Source organism: Streptomyces chiangmaiensis, assembly GCF_036281785.1.
Lineage (GTDB): Bacteria > Actinomycetota > Actinomycetes > Streptomycetales > Streptomycetaceae > Streptomyces > Streptomyces chiangmaiensis.
The window spans coordinates 1-5,476 of the sequence record NZ_JAYWVC010000341.1 but is presented as its reverse complement, the minus strand read 5'-3'; the positions used below and the strand labels follow the sequence as shown (position 1 = coordinate 5,476).

Below are 5,476 nucleotides of genomic sequence, written 5' to 3'. Positions count from 1 at the left end.
TCAGCCGAGAAAGCACTTCCGATGTGTGTGCAAGCGGTGTTCAGGATGCGGTATGAAAATCGGGACCGTTGACGTCTTGAGAGTGGTGGTGCGCGTGGGAAACCTCTTGGCGGGCCTTGTGGGGGCGCTCATCGGGTTGGCTGGTGTGTTCCTTGGCGCGTGGGCTACCGGCCGCAATGAAGACCAGCGTTGGCTACGGGAACAGAAGCTGAAGAGCGCAGCCGACTTTATCACCGCCGGCCTGCATCTCTATGAGTCCCAGCTCGACGGCAGTGACCAGCGCCACCTTACGAGGGCAGACCGCGTGGCCTGGCAGGACAAGCTACAGACTGGCAGGTCAGTCGTACATCTGTTGTGTCATGCCGAGACGCGCGAATCCGCCGATGAGTTTGCCCGTCTGGTATGGCGGGCAGAGGGCACCACGAACGTGACGGAGCAAGCGGATGTGGTGGAAGTTCTCCGGACTTTCAACACGCGCCTTCGGCAAGAGATTCGCTCCGACCGGTAAGCCGCCAAGCCGCCGCCGGCTTCCTGAGCGGCCTGCAGCGCCAGCGCATAGGACACGTCTTGCTCCTCCAGCGCGAGCCGGAACGGTGTGCTGGTGCCGCATCCGGTGTCGGCCACGGCCACCGGCGGGGTACAGCCCCAGCCCGGCCGGCTCGCCGAGTCCGCCCAGGCCCGCTGGCGCGCGATCACCGCACCCCACCTCGTCGCCCTCGTCCGTGCCGGTGCGCGGTTCGATAACGGCATCCTGGTTCCAGGCGCAGGAGAACGTCCGGGTGCTACTCGATCCGGCCGGCCACCCCTTCTGCCTGTGCTTCGACGAGGGATGACCGGCTGGGTCTGACCCGGATGGAGGTGCGGACTGCGACGGGGTACGCCGGCTGCGTCTGGTGGTGGTCGAAGACGTCGATGCGGGGCCGCGGTTGTGCCGTGGGTGCGGGGGCCCGCTGATGCCGACGACGAAGGCAAGGCGGTGTTCTGCTCGACCGCGTGCCGCTGCCGGCAGTGGCGCAGAACGCGGAGGGCTCAGGCGAGGACCGAGGCGTTGACGGCCGGGGTGACAGCCAGCTGCCCGGAGTGCGGGGGATCCTGGACGGTCGGGGTCGAACGTTCCGTCTTGGCCATGTACTGCTCTCCCCGCTGCCGCAAAGGGGCCCGGCACAGGCGGCGCACTCAGCCGGACGGGGTGTGAGGCCGCGCGTCCTGGGGCGGCAGGGCCGCCTCACGCGCCGGGTCCGCGCGCCCCGCCCGACGGCCTGCGGGCGCCTGATGGTGCCAAGTAGCGGGCGTTCGGGGCGAGGTGGCGGCACACGGGGGTGATGCACCCGGGCCCGCGGGGGCGGCGTTCGAATGTCCCCGATGGTCGGCAGTGTGACCGGGGAACGTTACGACGAGTTGGTCAAGCTGGGACGGTACTGGGTCGCCACGATGAGCAGCGCCCAGTGGCGTCTCGGGGACACCGCCCTGGAGATCGAGCCGATGCGCTCGTATGGGGGTGCGAATCCGTCCGGGAAGGACGACCTGTTCACCTCAGCGAGGCCATCCGCATGTTCGCCGAAGACGTGGGACTGGCCTACACCACGGTCCGCAGTTACCGGTGGGTGTCCTCGCACTGGTCCAAGACGCCGTTTCTTATGGCTCTGGCGAGGGCTGGGCGGCCTGGGGAAAGCCCAACTCGTCCAGCAGCGCGCTGCAGAGGTCCTCCGCAAAGGTCTCCCGCGAGCGCAGTAGCTCTTCGATCCGGGACTGCCGCGCTGTGGCTGGGATGCCGGCCGCTTCAGCCCAAACGAGGGCGCCTTCGGCGTCGGCTGGAACATCCACGTCGAGCTCCGCGCGCTTGCGCCTCACAGCCTCGTTGAACTCGGGTGTGCCCACCCACAGGCTCACGTCGTCCAGGTCCTCGGGTTCCTCGGTGAAAAGTGCCGCAGCGTTGTCCAGGTTGAGCCACGCCTGCCAACGCTGCCCGTTGGTTCCCAGCCCGGTCACGAGGGCGATGTCGCTGTCAGAGACGTCTGCGGCGCAGGCCGGTGCGCCGGTCCATCCGACCAGGGCGAGCAGGTAGTTGTCCGCCCATAGTCCGTGATCGAACTGGAGGGTCTGCCATCCGCCCGGTCGCGGACACCATGCATGCACGGTGTCCTTCAGCTCCTGATTGATGCTGTCGAATACGGGTGCTTCCAGCAGCGGGCGCTTGCTACGGGCGAAGACCAGGTGACCCGAAAATCCCACGGGACCTCCTCCTTGGAGACGTTGCGCGCACCTTATGGGGTGCCACCGACACAGCAGGCTTGGGCCGGCTCAGCTGCTGAGTCGGCGGTAGCCGATGAGGGCGGCTATGCCGACGAATGCGAGGAAGTGCTCGGCCTTGCGCTCGTAGCGGCGGTGCAGGCGTCGGCATCCGGCGAGCCGGGACACGGTTCTCTCGACGACCCAGCGATGACGGCCCAGGCGTGTCGAGGACTCGATGCCCTTGCGAGCGATCCGGTGGCGGATGCCCCTCTTGCGCAGCCATTGCCGCAGGTGGTCGTAGTCGTATCCCTTGGCGGCACGGAGCTTGGCGGGACGTCGGCGACGCGGACCGCGCCGGGAACGGATGGATGGCGTCCCACTTCGTGGTGCAGCCGATCAAAGCTGGGGCGTACGCCCGGGGCGTGTGGCGACAGGGATTGCGCTTTCTGCCCAGCGTGCGGTCACCGTGCAACTCTCCCTGATAAACGGCCAGTGCCCTGTTCCATGACCGGCCTGGTCGCACACCAGGTTCCGTTGGCCCCGCGCGACCAGGGCATGAATACCCGCGAGCAACTCCTCTTCGTCCATGCCCAGGCAGTCAAGCACAGGCCAGTGACACTGCCCGCCGGGCCGCGTCCGCCGACCTGGAGGCGCGCAGTTGGGTCGGACGGCTCCACACGTGCGGTCGGCCGAAGCAGATGACTGGGTCAGGCGGAAGTCGACAACTCTGGCGCGAGCCGGCACTGCCAGTCCTAACGGGGTCCAATGGGCTACAAAGGGGATGAATGAACGCGCAGCAGCTGTCCGAGGCGAGCGCCATGCAGCTCATGGCTGCCACCGAACACACGCGCGCGCAGATCCACACCGGACTCGCCCACCTGCGCCAGGTCGCGGCCGCACGCGGCCTTCCGCCCGTGACCTGGTAGAACGTGGGGATACGGGCTGCTGGACGACGCGCCAGAGGTGTGGATCGGTTACGGGCGGGCGTTCTGCGGGCCCGGCGCAACGCGAGGGACTACGAACGCCTCATGTCCCACGCCGAAGCCCACACCCAATGGGCCTTCATCACCCTCATGTCCCGCCGCCTGTCCCGCCCGCACCGCCGCCTCGAGGCGGCCTCGTCAGCCTCGCGACAGCCGGCTGAAGAGCAACTTCAGAAACTTGCTTGAGCGCCACCCTGGAAGCCGCCGTTACGCCCTTCAGCGGAGGAGGGAGCGGCCGCGCGCGCAGGGCCGTGGACTCAGCCCGCGAACCCTTCTCCTGGGCTCGCCATCGCCAATCCACGCCTTTGCGCCACGCACGCTGAGCTGGGATTTTGCGCTCTTTGGCCGTACCGTCTCCCCATCGCGAAAGGGGGCCGGATGGACCGCAACATCCGCACCGTCGAGGACGTGCTGAAACTCCTGGACGACCTGTTCACACCAGAGGCCGACCGCTGGACCAACGATGCAGCAGCCTGGTGGGACACCTTCTATGCCGACCGTTCCAAACCGGTGCCGTTCTTCGCAGCCAAGCCGGACGAGAATCTCGCCTCATACCTCGACCGCCGGCTCATCACCCCGGGCCGGGCCCTCGACCTGGGCTGCGGCCCCGGACGCAACGCCCTTTACCTGGACTCCCTCGGTTTCCGAGTGGACGCCGTCGACCTCTCCCCTGCAGCGGTCGGCTGGGCGGAGGAGCGTGCCCGTGCAGCCGGGGCCCACATCCGGTTCCACAGGGGAGATGCCTTCGCTCTCGCCGGCACCGAGCTGAGGGGACGCTATGACCTGATTTACGACTCGGGCTGTTTTCATCACCTGCCACCCCACCGCCGAATCAGCTACCTCGCCCTGCTCGACCAGCTCCTCACACCCGGCGGCTATTTCGCGCTCACGTGCTTCACGGACGGAGAGACGGGAGGATCTGACCTCCCCGACGCGGCCTTCTACCGGGACGCCCGCCTCCACGGCGGACTGGCCTACACCCCACAGTCCCTACGCCGGATCTTCTCCGACCTCACCGAGGTCGAACTGCGACTCATGCGCGACGAACCACCCGAGTCCGCGTACTTCGGCGAACCCTTCTTGTGGACTGCCCTGTTCCGACGCGACGCATAGTCAGCACGGGCTCTCAAAGACACGCTCGCCAACAGCCGGCCGTTTGCTCCACCGTCCATCGACGCCAAACCGAACGGGACCTCAGACATCTCCCGCGTCTCACCCATGGTGACCTGCGGAAAGAGGCTGTGACACAGCTTCTGACCGCGTGCCCGCCGACCGCGACCTGGCAGTTGGCCCGCTTGCCCAGCGCGCCGCAGTACTGACGGGTCGCCGTTCCTAAAGGCTGAGCGGGAGTGGGTCCTGTTGCCAGGACTCATGCTCAGCCGAACGCCCCGAACGGTGTTGGGTGTTCTGGTTTCCCGCGTTCGCTCCGCGTCCGGTGTGCACGCATCCTCTGCGTGGTCCGGGGGCAGGGTTCCTCACGCCCCGGGGCCGCCTGCTCGGCCTGGACGGTCCGATGCCCCTGCTCATCACTCCGGTGAGCAGGGGGGCGGTGCTGGCCATCGCCGGATCGGGTGTCCCAGGGCGCGCCTGCCGATCGCCACGGCGGCTGCGTCGTGGTAGTTGCGGAACCTCTTGCGGCTCTGCGGCTCTGCGGGTCGTCCTCCCTGGAGCTCAATTCCATCGTGCACAAGTAACTTGTATTCGATGAGAGTGTGGGCTAGGTTTCTCGGTGTCGCCCCGGGCAGGAAGGCTGGGGCGGCCGGCCAACTCGGCGTCAACCTCCGCACCGCACAAAGGGAGTCACCATGAACGTCAACACCGTTTTCCGTTCCACCCGCACGTCCGCTGTCGCTCTGGGCGCCGTCGCCGGCGTGGCGGCCCTCGCGCTGGCCGCGACCGCGGGTACCGCCGATGCCACGGCCGCGCACCGCCCGTCGCACCAGAAGCCCACGGTGGTGCTGGTGCACGGCGCGTTCGCGGACTCCTCGAGCTGGAACGGGGTGGTCAAGCGGCTGCAGCGCGACGGATATCCGGTGGTGGCGCCGGCCAACCCGCTGCGTGGCCTGGCCAGTGACGCCGCCTACCTCCACAGCGTGCTGAACACCGTCAAGGGCCCGATCGTGCTGGCGGGCCACTCTTACGGCGGCGCTGTGATGAGCCAGGCCGCGGTCGGCGTCTCGGACGTCAAGGCGCTGGTCTACATCGCCGCCTTCGCCCCGGAGAAGGGCGAGAGCGCGCTGGGGCTGTCCAACAAGTTCCCC

Annotated in this window: 5 protein-coding genes and 3 pseudogenes; 5 read left to right on the top strand and 3 right to left on the bottom strand. The window is 67.9% G+C overall.

Going from position 1 to position 5,476, the window contains the following annotated elements:
* Positions 1 to 52 precede the first annotated feature (52 nt).
* Together VXC91_RS41925 and VXC91_RS41920 are read left to right on the top strand one after the other, a co-directional pair.
* On the top strand, positions 53 to 508 hold the full coding sequence (locus VXC91_RS41925; RefSeq protein ID WP_329512606.1) for a hypothetical protein: 456 nt from the start codon (positions 53 to 55) through the stop codon (positions 506 to 508).
* 147 nt (positions 509 to 655) lie between these two features.
* A pseudogene (locus tag VXC91_RS41920) lies at positions 656 to 847 on the top strand (hypothetical protein); the annotation flags it as partial.
* Between the two features lie 788 nt (positions 848 to 1,635).
* Here VXC91_RS41920 and VXC91_RS41915 read toward each other — a convergent pair.
* Both VXC91_RS41915 and VXC91_RS41910 read right to left on the bottom strand, forming a co-directional pair.
* Complete coding sequence (locus tag VXC91_RS41915) at positions 1,636 to 2,232, bottom strand: hypothetical protein (RefSeq protein ID WP_329512605.1); 597 nt, start codon at positions 2,230 to 2,232, stop codon at positions 1,636 to 1,638.
* Between the two features lie 69 nt (positions 2,233 to 2,301).
* Positions 2,302 to 2,604 (bottom strand): annotated as a pseudogene (locus VXC91_RS41910) (transposase); the annotation flags it as partial.
* Positions 2,605 to 3,017: 413 nt separating this feature from the next.
* Here VXC91_RS41910 and VXC91_RS41905 point away from each other — a divergent pair.
* Both VXC91_RS41905 and VXC91_RS41900 read left to right on the top strand, forming a co-directional pair.
* Positions 3,018 to 3,158, top strand: coding sequence for a hypothetical protein (locus VXC91_RS41905; protein WP_329512604.1), 141 nt, complete (start codon positions 3,018 to 3,020; stop codon positions 3,156 to 3,158).
* A gap of 435 nt (positions 3,159 to 3,593) precedes the next feature.
* A complete protein-coding gene (locus VXC91_RS41900; RefSeq protein WP_329512603.1) occupies positions 3,594 to 4,328 on the top strand; it encodes a class I SAM-dependent methyltransferase in 735 nt (244 codons plus the stop codon).
* A gap of 219 nt (positions 4,329 to 4,547) precedes the next feature.
* Here the strand turns inward: VXC91_RS41900 and VXC91_RS41895 are convergent.
* Positions 4,548 to 4,852: pseudogene (locus VXC91_RS41895) on the bottom strand (IS200/IS605 family accessory protein TnpB-related protein); the annotation flags it as partial.
* Positions 4,853 to 5,020: 168 nt separating this feature from the next.
* Between VXC91_RS41895 and VXC91_RS41890 the strand changes: the two are divergent.
* A partial coding sequence (locus VXC91_RS41890) for an alpha/beta fold hydrolase (protein WP_329512602.1) occupies positions 5,021 to 5,476 on the top strand: 456 nt, incomplete at its 3' end.

What these genes read in the sequence shown, in the direction of transcription:
- VXC91_RS41925 (WP_329512606.1), top strand. Translation starts at nt 53, where the DNA reads ATGAAAATCGGGACCGTTGACGTCTTGAGAGTGGTGGTGCGCGTGGGA.
- VXC91_RS41905 (WP_329512604.1), top strand. Translation starts at nt 3,018, where the DNA reads ATGAACGCGCAGCAGCTGTCCGAGGCGAGCGCCATGCAGCTCATGGCT.
- VXC91_RS41900 (WP_329512603.1), top strand. Translation starts at nt 3,594, where the DNA reads ATGGACCGCAACATCCGCACCGTCGAGGACGTGCTGAAACTCCTGGAC.